The organism is Shewanella sp. AC91-MNA-CIBAN-0169 (assembly GCF_040310165.1).
In the GTDB taxonomy this organism is placed as follows: domain Bacteria; phylum Pseudomonadota; class Gammaproteobacteria; order Enterobacterales; family Shewanellaceae; genus Shewanella.
Genome location: NZ_JBEOPM010000005.1, coordinates 173,319 through 193,399, shown reverse-complemented (window position 1 = coordinate 193,399; position 20,081 = coordinate 173,319). Strand labels below are relative to the sequence as shown.

At 39.2% G+C, this 20,081-nt stretch carries 15 protein-coding genes; 3 read left to right on the top strand and 12 right to left on the bottom strand.

The window, feature by feature from the left end; genetic code table 11:
- Window positions 1-63: 63 nt before the first annotated feature.
- Window positions 64-1,440 (bottom strand): DEAD/DEAH box helicase, encoded by a 1,377-nt coding sequence (locus AAEY98_RS07180; RefSeq protein WP_351015958.1) that lies wholly within the window; start codon window positions 1,438-1,440, stop codon window positions 64-66.
- Window positions 1,434-1,961: a VspR family transcription factor gene (locus tag AAEY98_RS07175; RefSeq protein WP_351015955.1), complete on the bottom strand. Its 528-nt coding sequence runs from the start codon at window positions 1,959-1,961 to the stop codon at window positions 1,434-1,436. Before AAEY98_RS07175 ends, AAEY98_RS07180 begins: the two co-directional genes overlap by 7 nt.
- 74 nt (window positions 1,962-2,035) lie before the next feature.
- Here AAEY98_RS07175 and AAEY98_RS07170 point away from each other — a divergent pair, with 74 nt between their 5' ends.
- Window positions 2,036-2,374, top strand: a complete 339-nt coding sequence (locus AAEY98_RS07170) for a helix-turn-helix domain-containing protein (protein WP_351015953.1) — start codon at window positions 2,036-2,038, stop codon at window positions 2,372-2,374.
- Window positions 2,375-2,502: 128 nt separating this feature from the next.
- Here AAEY98_RS07170 and AAEY98_RS07165 read toward each other — a convergent pair whose 3' ends face one another.
- From AAEY98_RS07165 to ubiG, 10 genes are all read right to left on the bottom strand, one after another.
- A complete protein-coding gene (locus AAEY98_RS07165; RefSeq protein WP_351015950.1) occupies window positions 2,503-2,742 on the bottom strand; it encodes a hypothetical protein in 240 nt (79 codons plus the stop codon).
- Between the two features lie 176 nt (window positions 2,743-2,918).
- Complete coding sequence (locus AAEY98_RS07160) at window positions 2,919-5,126, bottom strand: AAA family ATPase (RefSeq protein ID WP_351015947.1); 2,208 nt, start codon at window positions 5,124-5,126, stop codon at window positions 2,919-2,921.
- Window positions 5,123-5,566, bottom strand: coding sequence for a VPA1267 family protein (locus AAEY98_RS07155; RefSeq protein WP_351015944.1), 444 nt, complete (start codon window positions 5,564-5,566; stop codon window positions 5,123-5,125). The genes AAEY98_RS07160 and AAEY98_RS07155 overlap by 4 nt, the downstream gene beginning before the upstream one ends.
- Window position 5,567: 1 nt before the next feature.
- A complete protein-coding gene (locus AAEY98_RS07150) occupies window positions 5,568-5,960 on the bottom strand; it encodes a hypothetical protein (protein ID WP_351015941.1) in 393 nt (130 codons plus the stop codon).
- The gene (locus AAEY98_RS07145) at window positions 5,957-8,158 is read right to left on the bottom strand and encodes a hypothetical protein (RefSeq protein ID WP_351015938.1); all 2,202 of its coding nucleotides are present in this window, start codon (window positions 8,156-8,158) and stop codon (window positions 5,957-5,959) included. The genes AAEY98_RS07150 and AAEY98_RS07145 overlap by 4 nt, the downstream gene beginning before the upstream one ends.
- Window positions 8,155-9,783, bottom strand: a complete 1,629-nt coding sequence (locus AAEY98_RS07140; protein ID WP_351015935.1) for a site-specific integrase — start codon at window positions 9,781-9,783, stop codon at window positions 8,155-8,157. Before AAEY98_RS07140 ends, AAEY98_RS07145 begins: the two co-directional genes overlap by 4 nt.
- Window positions 9,784-10,851, bottom strand: coding sequence for a tyrosine-type recombinase/integrase (locus AAEY98_RS07135; RefSeq protein WP_351015932.1), 1,068 nt, complete (start codon window positions 10,849-10,851; stop codon window positions 9,784-9,786). It abuts the gene before it with no gap.
- 308 nt (window positions 10,852-11,159) lie between these two features.
- The gene (gene nrdA / locus AAEY98_RS07130; protein ID WP_101087078.1) at window positions 11,160-13,448 is read right to left on the bottom strand and encodes a class 1a ribonucleoside-diphosphate reductase subunit alpha; all 2,289 of its coding nucleotides are present in this window, start codon (window positions 13,446-13,448) and stop codon (window positions 11,160-11,162) included.
- Window positions 13,449-14,041: 593 nt separating this feature from the next.
- The gene (locus AAEY98_RS07125; protein WP_350997167.1) at window positions 14,042-14,704 is read right to left on the bottom strand and encodes an HAD family hydrolase; all 663 of its coding nucleotides are present in this window, start codon (window positions 14,702-14,704) and stop codon (window positions 14,042-14,044) included.
- 123 nt (window positions 14,705-14,827) lie between these two features.
- On the bottom strand, window positions 14,828-15,550 hold the full coding sequence (gene ubiG / locus AAEY98_RS07120; RefSeq protein ID WP_101087080.1) for a bifunctional 2-polyprenyl-6-hydroxyphenol methylase/3-demethylubiquinol 3-O-methyltransferase UbiG: 723 nt from the start codon (window positions 15,548-15,550) through the stop codon (window positions 14,828-14,830).
- Window positions 15,551-15,937: 387 nt separating this feature from the next.
- Here ubiG and gyrA point away from each other — a divergent pair, with 387 nt between their 5' ends.
- Window positions 15,938-18,667 (top strand): DNA gyrase subunit A, encoded by a 2,730-nt coding sequence (gene gyrA / locus AAEY98_RS07115; protein WP_351015929.1) that lies wholly within the window; start codon window positions 15,938-15,940, stop codon window positions 18,665-18,667.
- A gap of 177 nt (window positions 18,668-18,844) precedes the next feature.
- Window positions 18,845-19,936 (top strand): 3-phosphoserine/phosphohydroxythreonine transaminase, encoded by a 1,092-nt coding sequence (gene serC / locus AAEY98_RS07110; RefSeq protein WP_351015926.1) that lies wholly within the window; start codon window positions 18,845-18,847, stop codon window positions 19,934-19,936.
- Window positions 19,937-20,081: the final 145 nt, after the last annotated feature.

Sequence of the window (20,081 nt, the reverse complement as noted above, 5' to 3'; positions counted from 1 at the left end):
TTTCTTTGGCCTGTTAGAGTTCCTTTTGCACAATAATTCAAATAAACCATTCTTTGTCTTATGTTATTGAGCATAAATCAGATAGCTCGAAAGGATCTGTGATTTAAACGAAGACAAAACTAAATCATCAATTTTGTTTTTGCCCCTAAGTTGATGATTGTTAATATCACCAGATTCATAATCAAACTGTGTGCTGGTCTTATTCTCGTTAGAAAATGAAGATTTTTTGGGTAAAGATTTTTGTGTTGAATTATCCATGCTGTCGAGTAAATGGGCAGATTTTTGATAAGTGTATGTTCCTGGTACTGCTTCGTCTAATCGTTTGGCATACTCAACTAACTTCGGCTCTGCTAGCATGAACATATAAGCAAAATGACTTTGTGTTTGTGTGACGCGAAGTATCCTGCCTAGTATCTGTCGAAAGTAGAGCTCAGTAGTAACATCTGTGAGATTGCAGCAAACTTGCAGTCTGGGTATATCTGTTCCTTCACTTATCATCGCGATGCTAATAATCCATTCGGATTGATTATTTTTGAAATACTCAATTAACTCTGGTGAGTCATCTAGCCTGCAAGACACTAGGGTTGATTCTTTGTTGAAGTGGCCAGATAGAATAGATTGAATTTGCAAAGCATGAAGGTATGACGACGCAACAATTAAACCTCCTGCATTGAGTGAACTGCATCTAAGGCTATCTAGCTGCTCAATACTTTGAGACAATAAATGTTTGATTACCTCAGGATGTTTAATAATGGCTTGATAGCTAACTTCTCCTTCTTCTAGAAGGTGTTGTAGATTGTCATATGTCTGAAGTTGATGGTTTTTCTTTACGACAACATGTTCAAGATCAATCGCTGTTATTTGTGGCATGCGACATACATTGTCTTTAATGGCTTCGACAATATCATATGAGAAATCACACAAAATATTACCGTCTGGGTCAGTATATTTTGCAAAAGGTATTGGGAGAGTATCGGTGCGCCAGGGCGTTCCGGTTAAGGACAATGTATAAGTCGCTAAGTTTTGGATTGTTGCCAGTAGCTGCATTCCCCAAACATTTGAGGCTGAATCACCATCTCCAGCGCAATGATGTATCTCATCAAAAATAACTAACACTCTGCTATTACTTAAATCACTAATTAACTCGGTTGTATTGATTAAAGAGTGGTAAGTTCTCGACATCCCTAAGGCCCCTAAACGGCCGTTAAATTTCCGGTTTAATACGTGTTCGAAAGTTTGCTCAATGCTTTGGCAAACAATACGAGATGGTGAAAAGCAGACGACATAATCCACTTTATTATTGTCGATGAGTGATTTAGCAATATGGGCCGCAGCTATAGTCTTGCCAGCACCAGGACAAGCAAGCATGAGGTATGTCGCTTGTTGGGTATAGGTTTTAGTCGCATGTTTGATGCAGCGTTCCTGCCAATCTCTTAACATGTCATGTTGTCCTCTGTTTCTGTTGCCTTAATAATTTTGCTGATAGCACTAAGGCGACCATATAGGTCAGAAGCACGATCTCTGGACTTATTTAGCAATGAAAAAATAGTTTTGTTTTTTTGAGGAAATTGTTCTAAGTAATCTTGATAAGCTTGGATTTCGCCTAATACCATCTTCAATTCAGTACTGATTTTAGTTTCTTCATTAATTAATTCATTTGATGATTCACCTTCTACGGCAAGATTTTGTGATGCTTTATCATTCTCACCTTGGTGTAAAATTTCGAGAAGTTCAGGGGAAATTTGATAGATTCGTTCATTATTTGCGCTTGTCGCGACGATTAATTTTTTTGTCGTTAAAGCATGAATATTTCTCGCAACCAAGCGCTGTGCTTGGATCTTCGATAACTTTAATAAGCCCTCTGCTGATTCAATAAGTTGTTTACGACTAACTGAACTTCCTTCAGCTTGTAATAATAGTTTTTTGAATTTTTGGTTCAAAGAAATAGTTTTGTTGCTCATGTATCGATCTCAAAAAATAAAAAGCTTAGGATTGCTAAGTATACAGAAATAAGTAAAACTTAGACAATCTAAGCATGAGAGATTTTGATGATGAATATAAATTGCATAACAGTCCTATACCAGAGCGGCTTAAACTGGCTCGAAAGAAAGTGGGAATTTCGCAGAAAGAATTGGGTGTAAGAATTGGTATGGATGAAAGTTCAGCCAGTGGCAGAATGAACCACTATGAAAAGGGTAGGCATGTACCCGACATTCAAACGCTCAAAAAAATGGCTAATGAATTGAAAGTGCCACTAAACTACTTTTTTTGTGAGGATGACCAAAGCGCAGAGTTAGCTGTACTTGTTGCTTTGTTAAATGATGATGAGAAAAAATCGCTAATAGAATCGCTTAACCGTAGTAACATTGAATAGCTATTATTGTATAACAATATCATTTATGGGAGCAGGTATGGTTATTCAATGTTTAGCTGTGCATGATGATTAATTACTTATCAGTATTGAAGATAAATGTGTTAAATTAATTTGATATTGTAACATAATCAAGATTTTGAAACTGGGTCGATAATAAATGTGACTTTCTGCGGTTTATCTTGAAGGGAGCGAATGAAAACAGGTTGGGATTTTGCGCTTGAGTAGTTTTTATCAACCATTTCGCATTCATCTAAATGCTTTATTAAACTTTTTATAGCGTCTTTGTATTTGTCTGGCACCCGCATCACGATAGTTTTTTCATATTTTGTTTTTCGACCTGCACCGGCTCGAAACCCGCCGTGGGTCACTTTGCATTCAGCTTTTTCTTTAGAAATGTAAACTCTAACCTTGAATTTGTTACAAATTCAAACGTATCTTGAATAAGTTACACAATCAAGTAAAATGTGATTTTTTTGATTATTAATGTTAGCTGTGCGGTGTACAGGTAAACTACAAATGATACTCACATTAAATTATCTGCATCTCAATTAGCCTTACTTTCTGTTATTTTATCTTCATTATCTCTTAAGTGCTTAGCTAGGAGTGTATAACGATTGAATGAGTTTGAGCGTTGTAACGCGTCATAAAATGCTTGTTTATCTCCGACAAAGACAACTTGATACTTTGCTCTAGTCACAGCTGTGTAGATTAGATGGCGATCCAGATTACGGCAGTCTTTTATAGCAACTATTACTCGATCAAATTGACTCCCCTGTGACTTATGAACTGTCATAGCATAAGCAAGTTCCAAGTTGGTCATGTCATTTAATGTAAGAGTTACAATGTTACCTTCGAAGTCAACAATGGCGCCATTTTCGCTTTGGTCGATCACTTTACCAACAGAACCATTTCGAATGTCCTTTTCATAATCATTTCGCGTATACATAACTAATTCACCCATGCAAAGTGAAGTGCCCAACACCTGTTGATGAATGTTTCCGAAATCTTTATGGTTGAATGATAGTTTTTTTCCTTTCAAAAACTGATCGTGGATCTTGATATTGATATGGGTAACACCACCAGTTAGATGCTTCACTGGCGAGAGGATAAGAATATCGTTACTTGTTCCATCTCCTCCAAGTTGAGTGTAAATATCAATACATTTTTGCTCCAAATCAGATTCAGTGCATTCGATGAAGCTAACACCTGAGCCAACCCCATTATATTCTGCAAAAGGAATGTCTATAGTCTTGTCACCAAAATGCCTAATTGCGTTGGCTATTATTGGTATTCCTGATTTTACAGTTTGTCTTTTTACTGTACTAAGGTGTGGATTTGCGAGTGGTAAATTTACGAGAACATGCAAGCCTAAGCCTATTCCCACAGGTGGTAACTGTTCTGGGTCACCTGTAAATATTATTCGTCCACGTTTTGGAACTCTCTTAAGTAACTTAAGGAGCGATAAAACATCAACCATGGAAGCTTCATCCACGATTATCACAGCATCCTCGTGTAAATCTTCAGGTCTAATGTTGTACATGAAACCCGCAATCGTCATTGCATCTCGACCAGTAGCTTCAGTAATACGCTGAGCAGCTTTTCCTGCTAATGCCATGAGTATTATTTGTTTCGTCTGATTAAGTCTCTCAAGAGCATAGCAAATTGCTTCAATTACTGTAGTTTTTCCGCACCCAGCACCGCCAGTTAGGAGTGTTAAAGAGTTTTGGCAGCATTGGAACACGGCATCCCTTTGTTCAATTGTTAGGTTGAAGCCTAATTCGCATTCAAAGTCATCGAGAATGGCTGTTACCTGCACTAACAATGAGTCACAGTAAAGACGTTGGCTTAAGTCATGAACAATACTTGCGACACTTGATTCAACAATATCCATACTCTTTACTTGAGCTATCGAGTTATGAAGTAATAATTCCCCTTGTTCTACAGATACTTCAATTGCTTTGGCTGCTATTGCAGAATTACCCATCAATCTTTTTAGTTGGAATTTAACTTTGCTAAGGGGAAGGCAGGTGTTGCCTGTGGAGAATCCGTTAAACATGACATGTTTGGTATAAGCTATTAGCCGTTCTGGACAATCTTCAGACATACCTAATCGGTCAATTGCAAATGCGTCTATAGCATTTAAATCGGGCATGAATGCAACTAAAAAATATGGGTTTTTCATAATATGGGTATAGGCATCTGACTTCCAAATATTGAGTACAGAATTACCAACATGATGAGGCACACCTAGTTCATCTAATAGTCGTAATGTACTTAACTCCTCATATTTTTGTAGCCCAGAAACTAGTCTTTCAGCCAGCGATTGACCTATTATTGGGAGTAGTCTATTGACGTCACCATCTTTAGCAATTTCAAAGAGTTCATCGCCGAAGAAATTGACTAATTTATCTGCCTTAAGCTGGCTAATACCTTTAAAATCAATCGACTCAGCCAGAAGGCGCTTTAAATTTTCGTGTGATGCTTTAACGAATGACAAACTATCTGGAATAATGACCTTTTCAATTGCTTGAGTGCCATCGGACCATGTAATTGTTTGGTTTTCTATTTCGCCTTTGACTTCCCATATATGGTGCTCTTGAAAGAGACTAGGAGTGCGCGCTAGTCGCCAATCAGCTTTAACTACAAACCTTTTTTTGTCGCTAATCGTTACAGCAGAAAATATGACACCCCCAGCGGGGCCACGCTTACGAATCTTACGTATTTGTAACTGTCCTTCGAAGGTAGTCGTCATAAGCGGCCTGTTGCTAGCATATAGTCTTCAATAGTTTTAAGTTTTATAAGCTTTTCTTCTGCTTTCAAAAGGTCTTTTTTTGCTTGTGATAACTGTTCTTCTAAGGCTGCATTTATCTCTTGGGACTTTTTAAGAGTGCTCTTATTTTTAGATTGAGCTGCACTTTCTGTAGACTTCGCATATTGAACAGATGGCTCTCGATTGTCTGCAAGCAATATTCCCTTATTGATAAGCTCAATTTTGACATAATCGTATATAGCCTTGATTTTCGAATTTTCCGTTATGCGCTTTCGATCAAACTCACAATCTCTGGCAATCATTTTCTTATTCAAATCAAGACGATTAGGTAATACATAATCCTCCCAATCAGATTCTTTGACCCTTTGATTTACAAAATCTTCGAACCGCTTCAGGTTTTCAGTTGCTTTTGGGTTGCTCATATTAAGCTTCCTTGTGCTTTTTTAGTCTCTGCCTGAGTACAAATTGAGGGTCAATACCTTGATCTTCTAACATTTGGTAACAGTCGTTGAGGCGAAGTTTTAATGCTTCTAGTTCTTTATCCTTATCGGCAATAGTAGCTTTTAGAGTTTCAATTTTTTCTTTATCACCTCGAAATACAACACCATTATTATTTGGCTCAATCGATATTCCTTTTAATATATCTTTTACCTCATTAAACCGCTCCATGTATGTTTTATTGCGAAATAATGTCATTCGGCTGATGCTAAATCTATCTGTAAAGTATTGGTGGCCAAATTCACCTTTATACTCTGGATTATGTTCAAAAAAGTCTAATGATGTTAATGCTTCAATTTCCCACTTTTGCTTACTCACTTGTCCCCCTCAGGAATGAAAACCTTTACAATATTTATTTCATTTTCTGAATATTTTGCTGCTTTCTCGTATGCCAAAAGTGCTGACTCACACCCGTTAATTGTGTCGATACAATATTGAATATGTTGATCCAATGGTTCTTGCTTGTTTAGATTTTCAAGTAAATTTTGATAATTAGGCAGTAACGCGCTTAGCTGATTTTCATAATGTCGTTTTGTGTTAGTAATGGATTGCTTAGCCTCTAAGTCGTTAGGGTCAATACCAAAGTGCTGACAACCTTTACCATCATCGCCCCTTAAACACATCATGCCTTTCTCACAAGGGCTGACATCTAAGTCACGTTTACACGTTCCCCAAGGAGTAAAGTGCACCACTGACAAGGTATGATTTAACGCTGCTTCAATCTCTTCGTAGGATACGTCATTATCTCTCATTCTTTGTATACGACGGCCAAGTGCATCGTCTGGTGGATTATCAGATATGTATTTAGCTCTAATGGCTTCAGCTCTTTGTTTTGCTGTGCGGTGATCATAATGACGAGATTGACCGGGTTTTCTTCCCATAAAGATGTCTATCATCATCTCATTTTTACCAGATCTCATTAGTGCGGTTGTTAACCAATGTCTAAACTGATGTGAGTTTATAGATACAATATTTCCATTTTCATCTCTGATGTTATATCTCTGAAAAACGGTAATATTTTTACTTCCTTTGTCATCTGTGATCCAATTGCTAAACGAGTTGGCTGTAAGAGGCTTTGGGACGAATCCGTGATTAGTTGTGTTAGCGGTGAAAGTGTCTTCCTTAACGATAAAAAGAAACTTACTGAAAGGGAGATCAACACTGAAACTTGATGAGGAAATGGATCCTTGTTTATCACTATCGATATGGTTTTCTTTGTAAACGATACGACGATAAGATTCATATCTTTTCATAGCGAGTGACGCTATTATTTTCTTGGAGTAAACTAGTTGTTTTGTGGTTTTATCCAACAAAGATTTGATATTGAGTTTTGCATATAATCCTTCCTTAAAAGCATTCCTTAGTACGTTATACGAAAGTCCACTAGGATGATAATCTCCGGTATTACCTACTTCACTCCGAATAAAATATAATTCTGGATCATATCCAGCATTTAATAATGCCAGCCTTATATGTTCTGGTCTTGACTTGAAAGATAAGACATTAATAAAAGCTTGTTCTCCTAAATACTCGACTTGTTTTGCGAAATTTCTGTGCTGTTCTGTCAATTCCAATATACGTTTAAATGCATATACAACAGGATCCTGCCATTTACGTGATAATGGGCGGGCGCTCGGAAGCTCACCTTTTTCTGTATATACTTTGAGATACCATTTTTCATTGATCTCATCAAAAGATAAACAGTCATCTGTCAGTCTACAAAGCTCACCTATTCTCAAGCCAAATGCGAGTAAAAATGGTACAGCTAATAGTCTCAATTCATCGTAAAGATCATTAGGTTGAGGGTATAAAAGTGGTTCATTATTAGACTTTTTTTTCTGCTCTGCATCAAACCGTTGTTTGACTTGACCTAAGTACTTATCGACATCAGCCTCATACTTATCCTCATTTCTTTGTTTGTATTCATCTGAAGTAACATCGACCTGGTTCAACGCAGGATTTTTCATATTAGTATTTGGTGAAAAGCTAATAACGAGTCTGTTTGGCAATAAAAAATGTTTAGTGAAAGCCACAATTTCTTTGTATCTCTCGAAAGGTCCACGTTTTTTGAAGTGTGTTTCGAGGAGTGGGATTACTTCATCCAAAGTTAGTTGTTTGAGCTTGAATAAAGATGACACTTCGTATGATAAAGAGTCAGCCAGCCAGATAGTAGCTGAAAGCGTTTGTGAAACGGCTTTAGCTGTCTTTCCTTTCTTAATTTGAATAAGTGTATACAGTCGAAATATCGTTGCCCATGCACCTTCTAACTTAACCTTATGTTCTGCTTTAGTCTTGCCTGTTACGAGACTCCCAGTTATGTCAAAAGGCTTGGTAAAGTAAATATTTCTATTTTGGTACTTCCAACTTAAATCATCCCACTTATTTTGTATTTCATGTTTAAGAACAAGTGCATCAAATTCAGGCTGTGCGCATTTTTTTAGATCTTCTATGATTAAGTTAATTCGATTTAAGCGTTCATCTAGCTTGTGCTCTTGTATACTGGACACTTTTTTCATTCAATTTTTCCCTTAAGAACTTTTTGCGCCTCTACGATTTGAACGACACCCTCCCAAGCTTCATCTAATTGTTGTTGAACAGGACCGGATGAGTTTTGATACACAAAGTCTCTTTCAGCCTTAATAACTTCAAGCTGAGCTTGATGATTGGCATTTTTAAATGGACGAAATTTTGCACAACTGTAGCAACTCACTGTAGGATGCATTTCGCATTTTGTAACCTTTAAACACTTACCAAGATTGGCAATGTCGCTAGCTCTTACTATGGTTCCAGAGATAGTGTCGTCATCCTCATCAATCAAATAGCCTTGCCAGCGAAGGACTGCGTTACTCATGACTACCGATGAATCAAATGCTTCGTCAATAAAGTCTATAAGATCACGGTTGTAACGGAAATAATGCTCGATAGAAGCCGTTGAACCATGATCGAGTGCTATAGCAACTTCTTCAGGTGTTTTTCCTTCCATGACCATTCTTGTACCTAAAGTGTATCGAAATCGATAACAATTAAGTTTCAATCTAGCGGGATGTCCATCTTCATCTTTTACATGGCGAGATTTAATATTTAACTTTTTTGCTAGACTTTGAGCGAATAACCCACATATTTGTACAGCGTTGCGATGCCATGCATATTCTTTGAGATTTTTGTGTTCAAGTAATCTAGAATTAACGTTATCTTTTTTGAATAGTGGTCTAGGAAGTGGTTCTCCTGCTAAATCTACTTTGCTGATATGTTTTTTTGAGTATATTAATTCTGTTATATCTAAAGCCAACTCTTCAGGTAACTCTCGCAAGATAAAATTATTTTGATTTCGTCGTAATTGTGCTACACGTCCCTTCACGCGTGGGATATTTATATACCACGCTAAAACTTTTTCATCGTAATATATATCTGATTCTCTAAGCAGAGCTAGTTGGATAGGGCGTAGGCCAAACTGCATTGCCAATTTGACCAAAACACGCTCTTCAATACTGACCTCATCTCGATATATAGCCTGTGCGATTTCTGCCACTTCAGATCGGGTGAACGGGCCATTTTCATGGTCAAGCAAAGAGACTCGAATTTTGGCATTCGTGTTAGAAACTTTAACGTCATCGAGTTTAAAAGTAAGAACTTCGTTAAATCCCCAATATCCATTCTCGATAGCGTAATTTGCAAACATTCTAATAGACAGCCAAATACGTTGATCGTCTTTATTCGCTATGATGAGGGACGACAGTTGAGAAGCTATCTCTTTTTCAAATACGGATTCTGACGACAAGGCTTTATCCGACAAAATGATACTAGACAAGGAAAGAAGACCCGAGCTAAGGTGACCTATTGAAGCTGGACTTCGCTCAATAGCACAATCCAACCAGCACTTCACCGCGATGAAGTTAATATATGGATATGGTGAAAAAGTATCACTAAGTTTGTAGTTCTTCTCATCCTTGCCTGGATTAATAATTCTTAAAACATCCTGTAATCGACCATTTTGTTTCCTGACATCCAACTCTTGACCAAAAAATGAGGTGATATACTTTGGAAAGGGTTCATAGTCGTAATTTAACCTTGCGACTTCATCATACATACTTTTATAGCAGTCTAATTCATCATCTAGATACACCGTATTAGCATGGGCCATTTATTTTTCCTTCCCAGCGAGATAGTCATTAAGCTTTTTTTGAATATGTGAGTTTGTATAACGTTTAGGCATAGAACTTGTTGATGACCACCCGCCCCAGGTTGTTAATGTATCCTGCATTTCTCCAGCTTTGATCATAGGCGAGCTGCTATTTATGTAATCAGAATCAATACCAGCCCGTATCTCGTTTCCTCGCGTAACTCTTAAGCGGTGAGGGTGAATAGCAGAAGCAAGTTTAGGTACATTTTTAAATATACCTTGAAGAACGTAATCGAGCCCTGAAGTTGTCATTGGACCACCGTCTTTTTCGCTAACAAATAAATATTCTGTCAATACACCATTAACTTGCCGTCTCAATTTAGGACGGTAGTCCTCCATATAATCAATAAGTAAAGCTGCTAAGCCCTGACTAATAGGTAATTCTCTGTTTAAGGTTTTATGTGAGGCCCCATCTCTTCGTTTGCGATGAGATGCATCGTTTAGATTTAGATTTTGAATTACCACGGTGGGGTTAGTGGTAAGTTTCAAATCTCTATCATTGTTGCGTATTAAGATTAATTCAGAGGCCCGACAACCAAGCTCAATTAATAGCAAAATTAGGCAGGCATTTCGAACTTGTAACTGCACTCTAAATGGATTGACTTCATTTACAAAGGATTCAGTCGAAGGGCGTACTACAAATCTTAACAATTCAATTTCTTCATTTGATAAAGGTTTAGAATATTTGGTTTGATTTTCAACCTCTGATGATGAGTACCTCTTTTTACCGAGAGTTTTACAAAGCTTATTCAACATGCTTGTACATGCTTCAGCTTTATTAAAGTCCTGTAACCGTTCTATATATCGTGAATAGTGAAATTTAAAAAAAAGAATAAGTGAATCAATTCTGCGATTATAGGTTGATGGAGCAACCGCAACGCCATTTTTAATATCATAACGAAAGTTAATTAGGAAAAATGATGCTAATTTATTGATGTCCCGAGAGCTTATATAGATTAGTTTTGCGGCGTCTTCAAAAAAATGTGGGAGTTCTAGGTCAACAAACTCATAGAATACGCATAAGTCCATTAACCTTCCTTTTACAGTGTTTAATGGGGATGATAACCAAAGTTCCCATCCCCAAATGGATGCACTTGGTACTGGTAAACGAAAGTCATGGGTATCAACTATCATTGGTAATAGCTGATTACCATACTGTTGATGAGAGATTAGTTCTATCTGATAACGCATGCTGTTGTTACAACCCAAACTCGAGTGAGATATGTAGATTGTATTTAAAAAAATAGAGATGTCAAGCATCTCTATTTAAGTTAATGATTAAAAGTGATTTTCTTGAAATTATCCACAAAAATGTTACATTGCTATTAACTCAGCCCTCATATCTTACACGCACCGCCACCACAACCATCGTCTTCTTCTTCGACAGCAATAATGTCGTCAAACTGATCAGAAGCACCGTCACGAGTATTATGATAATACAATGTTTTAATGCCCAGTTTGTAGACGCTTAACAAGTCTTTTAACAATGTTTGCATCGGTACACGACCGCCTTCAAAACGGCTTGGGTCATAATTGGTGTTAGCCGAAATAGCTTGGTCGATAAACTTCTGCATTAAACCAACAAGTTGGATGTAACCATCGTTGTTTGGCATATTCCACAGCAGTTCATACTTATCTTTCAGTAATTCAAAATCAGGAACGACTTGCTTTAACTGACCATCTTTACTGGCTTTAACGCTAATTAAACCGCGTGGAGGCTCGATACCATTAGTCGCATTTGAAATTTGCGATGAGGTTTCAGACGGCATTAGCGCAGACAAGGTTGAGTTACGTAAACCGTACTGCTTAATGTCGCTACGTAAGCTTTCCCAGTCCATGTGCAATGGCTCGTCACAAATCTTGTCTAAATCACGCTTGTAGGTGTCGATAGGTAAAATACCTTTCGAATAAGTTGTCTCGTGGAATAACGGACATGCACCTTGCTCTTTTGCTAAGTTCATCGACGCTTTCAGTAAATAAAACTGAATCGCTTCAAAGGTTTTGTGAGTTAAGTTATTAGCTGAACCGTCTGAATACTTTTTACCGTTTTTAGCTAAATAGTTAGCAAAGTTAATCACCCCAATACCTAAGGTACGACGGTTCATTGAACTCGTTTGCGCGGCTTTAATTGGGTAATCTTGGTAATCAAGTAAGTTATCTAGCGCACGAACAGCTAAATCAGCTAATGGTTCAAGCTCTGATAAATCTTTAATTGCGCCTAAGTTAAGTGCTGACAAGGTACACAACGCGATTTCACCGTCTGGATCATCGATGTTTTTAAGTGGCTTAGTCGGTAAAGCAATTTCTAAACATAAGTTAGATTGCTTAATTGGCGCAACTTTAGAGTCAAACGGGCTGTGAGTATTACAGTGATCGACGTTTTGAATGTAGATACGGCCAGTAGAAGCACGTTCTTGCATCATCAATGAAAACAGTTCAACCGCTTTAATTTGTTTTTTGCGGACATTGCTGTCTTGTTCATACTGAAGGTATAAACGTTCAAACTCAACTTGGTCTTCAAAGAATGCATCGTAAAGACCAGGCACGTCTGATGGGCTGAATAGACTGATATATTCGCCTTTAATCAAACGTTGGTACATTAATTTGTTTAACTGTACACCGTAGTCAAGATGACGTACACGGTTGTCGTCAACACCACGGTTGTTTTTTAGTACTAATAGCGATTCAACTTCTAGATGCCATAAAGGATAGAACAGCGTTGCTGCACCGCCACGTACGCCGCCTTGAGAACACGACTTCACTGCAGTTTGGAAATACTTATAAAATGGTAAACAACCGGTGTGGAATGCTTCGCCGCCACGAATAGGGCTACCAAGGGCACGAATACGACCCGCATTAATACCAATACCAGCACGTTGGCTAACGTATTTAACGATAGACGATGCAGTCGCATTGATTGAATCTAAGCTGTCATCACACTCAATCAATACACATGAGCTGAACTGACGTGTAGGGGTACGCACACCGGCCATGATTGGTGTTGGTAAAGAAATCTTAAACAGAGACGTCGCGTCATAGAAGTCTTTAATGTACTTCAAACGAATTTCTTTTGGGTAACGGGCAAACAAACATGCAGCGACTAATATGTATAAAAACTGGGCGCTTTCGTACACTTCATGGGTGACACGGTTTTGAACCAGGTATTTACCTTCAAGTTGCTTTACCGCGGCATAAGAGAAGTTCAAATCGCGCCAATGATCGATATAGGTGTCGAGTGTGTCTAATTCTTCACGGCTGTAGTCAGCCATGATATGCATGTCATATTTACCCAGTTCAACTAATTTGGTGACATGGTCATATAACGTTGGTGGTTCAAATTGACCAAACGCTTTTTTACGTAAGTGGAACACCGCTAAGCGGGCAGCCACAAATTGGTAGTCAGGTGACTCTGGAGAGATCAAGTCAGCCGCAGCTTTAATGATCGTTTCATGAATGGCTTCTGTTGGAATGCCATCAAAAAACTGCAGATGAGATCGAAGTTCTACTTCAGATACTGAGACGTTTTTTAATCCCTTGGCTGCCCAAGTGATCACGCGATGAATTTTATCTAAATCGATAGATTCACGTTCGCCACTGCGTTTAGTGACTGTCATATTGCTATTCATTGAAGAGAGGCCTTGGTTCTATATCTAATCATGTGATCTGTTGTTGGATGCAGTGCTGCTTGATTCGATCCGAACCAGTTACAAAACAATTCCATGTTAAAACAATCAACCTGATGTACTCACAACGTGGTAGTTAAACACCAGTACGTTCAGTTAGCCACTACATCCTTTGGAACGTCGTGGAGTAGTGTTTTGATTGTCAGCCACACACAAGATATGGTGTTATTTAAAATCTAAGATACAAGATAGTGAGGTTTGAGGTTTATTGCAAGCCACAATTTCATTAACTTCTTGTGGATAACTTGAGGATAAACGGCAGGGTTAGTGACAACTAACCCTAGAGCCCAAATTCATAAAGAGTTTTTGATAAATGATATTTTTTAATCCATCAAATGATAAAAATTTGATCGCTAAAATAAACAGCGATCAAAAAAAATGGACCGTTTATTGGTTGATCTTTTGTTGGTTTTGATCGGGTAGAAATTGATGACTGTTAACTGTACATTTAAGCTTAATAAGACCCGTTAAACTTCACTCATGCTTTGTTCATTTACCCAAAAATTAACCCGCTAAACCGATGTCGAACACTGTCATTAATCAGTGAAAAACTGTTTAAGTGAGGCTCCGTGTTGAAATTGTTTGCCTGCTGGCCATGTGTCAGGTTTATCTGTCGCAGATAAATAACCCCATAACGCAACGCCGCCTAACATACTGGCATTGTGGGCGGCGACTAAGTCACGTTCAGCGTCACCTAGATATAAGATACTTTGAGGAGCAATGGCAATTTGTTGTGCTGCTAGCAGCATTGGTGCGGTATGAGGTTTAGAGTGACGAGTGCTATCACCACTGATCATGGTTTTCAATTTATGAGTTAAACCAAGCTTTTCCACTAATGGCCTGGCAAATCGAGCCGGCTTATTGGTCACTACGCCATAAGGAATCGATTGGGCATCAAATAAGGATAATAGTTCGGGTAAGTCAGCGAATAAACGGCTGTTGTCACCATTGATACGGGCATAATGCTGAAGTAGTGCTTGCTGGATGGTAATTTGTACTTGTTCATCGGCATCTGGAATGGCCGTTTTAACTAAATATAAGCTGCCATGTGATGCCGCATGGCGCATCAAGTCAAGCGGTTGGACGTTAAAACCGGCTTCATCCAAGCTGAGATTCAATGCCTGTACTAAATCTGGTGCGGTATCGGCTAAGGTACCGTCTAAATCGAACAGCACTCCTTTTATATCTTGTTTATGCAAGGGCTAGCTCCTAACGAGAGAAAATAACAATAGACAGTGCAAGCCCTTTATAGCGTTATTGACACAACATAACGCTATTGTGGTGCATTCACATTGAAATGTTGAAAAGAATCACCTGGATGATTAATCAATTTTTTGAGTGGCTATCATATAATTTACATCGACACTTTTAGTGTACTTAAACACACCCGACAATGGATTGTAGGTAATTCCCAGCGCATCTTTACACAATAAGTCGGTGTTATCGACTAATGCCATCAGTTCCGATGGGCGAATAAACTTGCTGTGATCGTGAGTACCAACTGGCAGCATTTTTAATAAATACTCTGCGCCGATAATCGTCTTTAAATACGACATCATATTACGGTTTATGGTTGAGAAAAACACAAAACCATTAGGTTTAACCATGTCACAACAGGCTTGAATAACCGATTGGGGATCGGGTACATGTTCGAGCATTTCCATGCAAGTGACCACATCATAATATTCGCGGTGGTTATCGCGATGTGCTTCGGCTGTTGTTTTGAGGTAATTAACCGTAACACCAGACTCTAAGGCATGTAGTTTTGCCACTTCAAGTGGCGCGTTGCCCATATCAATACCGTCAACGTTAGCACCTAGGCGCGCCATACTTTCTGACAAAATACCGCCACCACAGCCAACATCAAGTACTTTTTTGTCAAAAATACCTTCAGCGGTTTGGTCAATGTAGTTTAAACGCAGTGGATTAAGTAAATGTAATGGCTTGAACTCGCCATTGAGATCCCACCACGTTTGCGCCATGGCTTCAAATTTTGCGATCTCGAGTGGATCAACATTGGGTGTCGATTGTTCAGCGTGTGACATAACGTAACCTAAGTGTGTAATAAAGTATGGTCGCTATTATAGCGATAACCTTTGCGAATAGTAGTCAACAATGGCTTTTGCCGTTTACGCTTGCTCATAAAACATCCATTTAAGCGAGGTAAATGGATGTTTTATGCTATCAACTGCTTAAATCATCAACAAGTTAACGATAATTGTTGCTCAAATTTAGTCGTATATTAGCCAATGAATAAACTAAATTAGCTGAAAATATTAGCTTTTTTGTAATTTTTAAGAGTGATAGAGCATTTGGCTGGTCTTTGCTCTGGCGACATTAAATATCTGTGTTAGAATGCCAAATCACGTTTTTAAGCTAGATAATAATATGGAAGTTTTATTGTCAGCTCACTTTAGGGGAACGCGCAGTTTATGACTGATCTGGCATCATCTATTTCGCCAATTAACATCGAAGACGAACTTAAAAATTCTTACCTTGATTACGCCATGAGCGTAATTGTAGGTCGTGCATTACCTGACGTCCGTGACGGTTTAAAACCAGTTCACCGTCGAGTATTGTTCGCAATGAGCGAATTAAAAAACGATTGGAACAAACCATATAAAAAATCCGCTCGTGTCGTTGGTGACGTAATTGGTAAATATCACCCACACGGTGATACTGCTGTATACGATACAATTGTACGTATGGCGCAACCGTTCTCGCTACGCTACACATTGATTGACGGACAAGGAAACTTTGGTTCGGTCGACGGTGACTCTGCAGCGGCGATGCGTTATACCGAAATCCGCATGCAAAAGTTGGCGCATTCATTATTAGCCGACCTTGAAAAAGAAACTGTGGATTTTGTGCCTAACTACGATGGCACAGAGATGATCCCTGCGGTGTTACCAACACGCGTACCGAACTTATTAATCAATGGTTCATCAGGTATTGCGGTCGGTATGGCCACTAACATTCCACCTCACAACTTAACAGAAGTAGTGAAAGGCTGTTTGGCGTTAATCGAAGATCCAAGTTTATCGATTGAACAGTTAATGGAATACATTCCAGGTCCAGATTTTCCAACGGCAGCTTCAATAAACGGTCGCAAAGGCATTATCGATGCTTATCACACTGGCCGTGGTCGCGCTATCATGCGCTCGAAAGCGGAAATTGAAACTGAAGATAATGGTCGTGAACGTATTATTGTTCATGAAATTCCATATCAAGTTAACAAAGCCCGTTTGATTGAAAAAATTGCCGAGCTTGTTAAAGATAAAAAATTAGAAGGTATCAGTGGCCTACGCGATGAGTCTGATAAAGACGGTATGCGTATTGTTATTGAAATCAAACGTGGTGAAGTGGGTGAGGTTGTACTAAACAACTTATATTCTCAAACACAAATGCAGTGTTCTTTTGGTATCAACATGGTGGCATTGACTAACGGTCAGCCTAAATTGTTTAACCTTAAAGAAATGCTTGAGTGTTTTATTCTTCACCGTCGTGAAGTGGTCACGCGCCGTACTGTATTTGAACTGCGTAAAGCCCGTGAACGTGCTCATGTTCTTGAAGCACTAGCCATTGCATTGGCTAACATCGACCCTATTATTGCGCTTATTAAAGCTTCACCTACACCTGCTGAAGCCAAAGCAAAATTGGTTGCACAAGGTTGGGAATTAGGCCATGTACAAGGCATGCTTGAAAAAGCTGGCGATGACGCTGCACGCCCTGAATGGTTAGAGCCTGAGTTCGGTATCCGTGACGGTCAGTACTATTTAACTGAGCAACAAGCCCAAGCGATTTTGGAATTACGTCTGCACCGTTTAACCGGTCTAGAACATGACAAGATTTTAGCTGAATATGAAGAGCTTTTAGTTCTTATTGCAGGTTTGTTATTCATTCTTCGTACTCCATCGCGTTTGATGGAAGTGATTAAAGAAGAACTAGAAGAAATACTTGAGCAATACGGTGACGAACGTCGCACCATTATTAACGCCAACGAAATTGATATGAGTCTTGAAGACTTAATCAATGAAGAAGATGTTGTAGTGACCTTGTCTCACTTAGGTTATGCGAAATACCAAGTGCTGTCTGACTACCAAGCGCAACGTCGTGGTGGTAAAGGCAAAGCGGCAACTAAAGTAAAAGATGAAGACTTTGTCGAAAAGTTATTGGTGGCAAACACCCATGATACCATCTTGTGCTTCTCTGACTTTGGTAAGATGTACTGGCTAAAAGTGTATCAATTACCATTGGCAAGTCGTACAGCCCGTGGTCGTCCAATTGTTAACTTATTACCACTGTCTGACGGTGAGCACATTACTGCAATCCTACCAGTACGTGAATACGCAGATGATAAATTTATCATCATGGCTACCGCACACGGTACCGTTAAGAAAACAGCATTAACAGCATACAGTAACCCTCGTGCAAACGGCATTATTGCGGTGAACCTAAAAGACGGCGACCAATTAATTGGCGTTGATATTACTGAAGGTAGTGACGACATTATGTTGTTCTCTAATGAAGGTAAAGTGGTTCGTTTTAATGAAAAAGCGCGTGATTCTGAAACCGGTGAAGTGAAGATTGATGCTGAAACTGGCGAAGAAATTATTGCACTGCGCCCTATGGGTCGTACTGCTACCGGTGTTCGTGGTATTAAACTTGATGCTGGCCAAAAAGTGGTGTCGTTAATTGTACCTAAAGGTGACGGTGCTATTTTAACCGTAACTGAAAATGGTTACGGTAAGCGTACTGAGCTGAGTGAATACCCAGCGAAGAGCCGCGGTACTAAAGGCGTGGTATCAATTAAAGTCAGTGAACGTAACGGTGAAGTTGTTGGTGCTGTTCAAGTAGGCACATTTGACGAAATCATGTTGATCAGTAATAAAGGCACCTTAGTGCGTACTCCTGCTGAAGGCGTATCCATTATTGGTCGTAACACTCAAGGTGTGACTATCATCCGTACCGCAGAAGACGAGAAAGTCGTTGGTTTGCAGCGTATTGAAGAAATTCAAACTGAAGAGTTGTTAGACGAAGAAGGCAATGTTATTCCAGTAAGCGATGTTATCGATGCTGAAGCGACAGATGCTGAGTCAACTGACGATGTTGAAGCAACAGATGCAGACGAAGCCAAAATCGAAGATGACGAACAAGAGTAATAGATTACTTTTGTTGTAGATATCCTCGAACGGGCGCCCTTATGGCGCCCGTTTTATTTTACGGAATAAATTTCATCAAAATAGGTAAATAAAGGCCTATTCATCAACCCGTAAAATACTTACTATTACGGTTAAATTGTTATTGTCTATATTGATTATTTGTCAAAGGAGTTGTCTGTGAGCGCGATTTATAATTTCTGTGCTGGACCTGCCATGTTACCTCAAGCTGTAATGCAAAAAGCACAACAGGAATTAATTGATTGGAATGGCCTAGGCGTCTCCGTGATGGAAATCAGTCATCGCAGTAAAGAGTTTATTGCGCTGACCGATCAAGCAGAGGTGACATTACGCAAGTTGATGAACATTCCTGCAAATTACCACGTGTTATTTATGCACGGTGGTGGCCGGGCTCAATTTTCTAACGTAGTGAATAACTTTCTTGGCGATAATGGTCAGGCACTGTATTTGGTCAGTGGTCAGTGGTCATCGGCAGCGGTCACTGAAGCGAAGAAATTGGTAAGCGAGCACAATATTGACAGTATCAATATTGTTGAGCAAATCAATGGGCTTCATCAGGTTAAACTGCCGGACTTAACGGCAATCGATAAAGATTATCGTTATGTGCACTATTGCTCAAATGAAACCGTAGATGGTATCGAGATTTTTGAAGAGTTAGACAGTCCATGGCCAATTGTTGCTGATTTATCATCGACCATCATGTCGCATGAAATTGATGTCAGCAAGTACGGTCTTATTTATGCCGGCGCGCAAAAGAACATTGGTCCATCAGGCTTGTCGATTGTCATTGTGCGTGACGATATGCTTAAACTGCCAAGTCTGCCGCAATCATCAGTAATGGATTATCGCGTTGCCGTTGAGTATGGTTCTATGTTTAATACGCCGCCAACGTTTGCTTGGTATTTAGCCTCTGAAGTGTTTGCGTGGTTAGCCGCAAATGGCGGCATAAGTGCGATGGCTGAAGTGAACCAACAAAAAGCTGCGTTACTGTATGCTTGTATCGACAGCAATCCGTTTTATAAAAACGGTGTAGCACCACAAAACCGCTCACGCATGAACGTCACCTTTCAACTAGTGAATGATGCCTTAGACAGTGAGTTTTTAGCCCAAGCGGAGCAGGCTGGGTTAGTGGCGTTAAAAGGTCATCGTATTGTCGGTGGTATGCGTGCCAGTATTTATAACGCCATGCCGCTAGCGGGTGTGCAAGCCTTAGTGGACTTTATGAATAACTTCGCCGTAAAGCACAGTTAATTCGAACCGCTTATTTATTTACCGTAAGATCGGCTTAGTAAAGACAAAAAGCGAATGCCTAACAGCATTCGCTTTTTTTATGCCATCAATAAATGTGTATGTTATCGCTATATTACTGTTCGAACTTCTTGCCACTGGTCTTTCT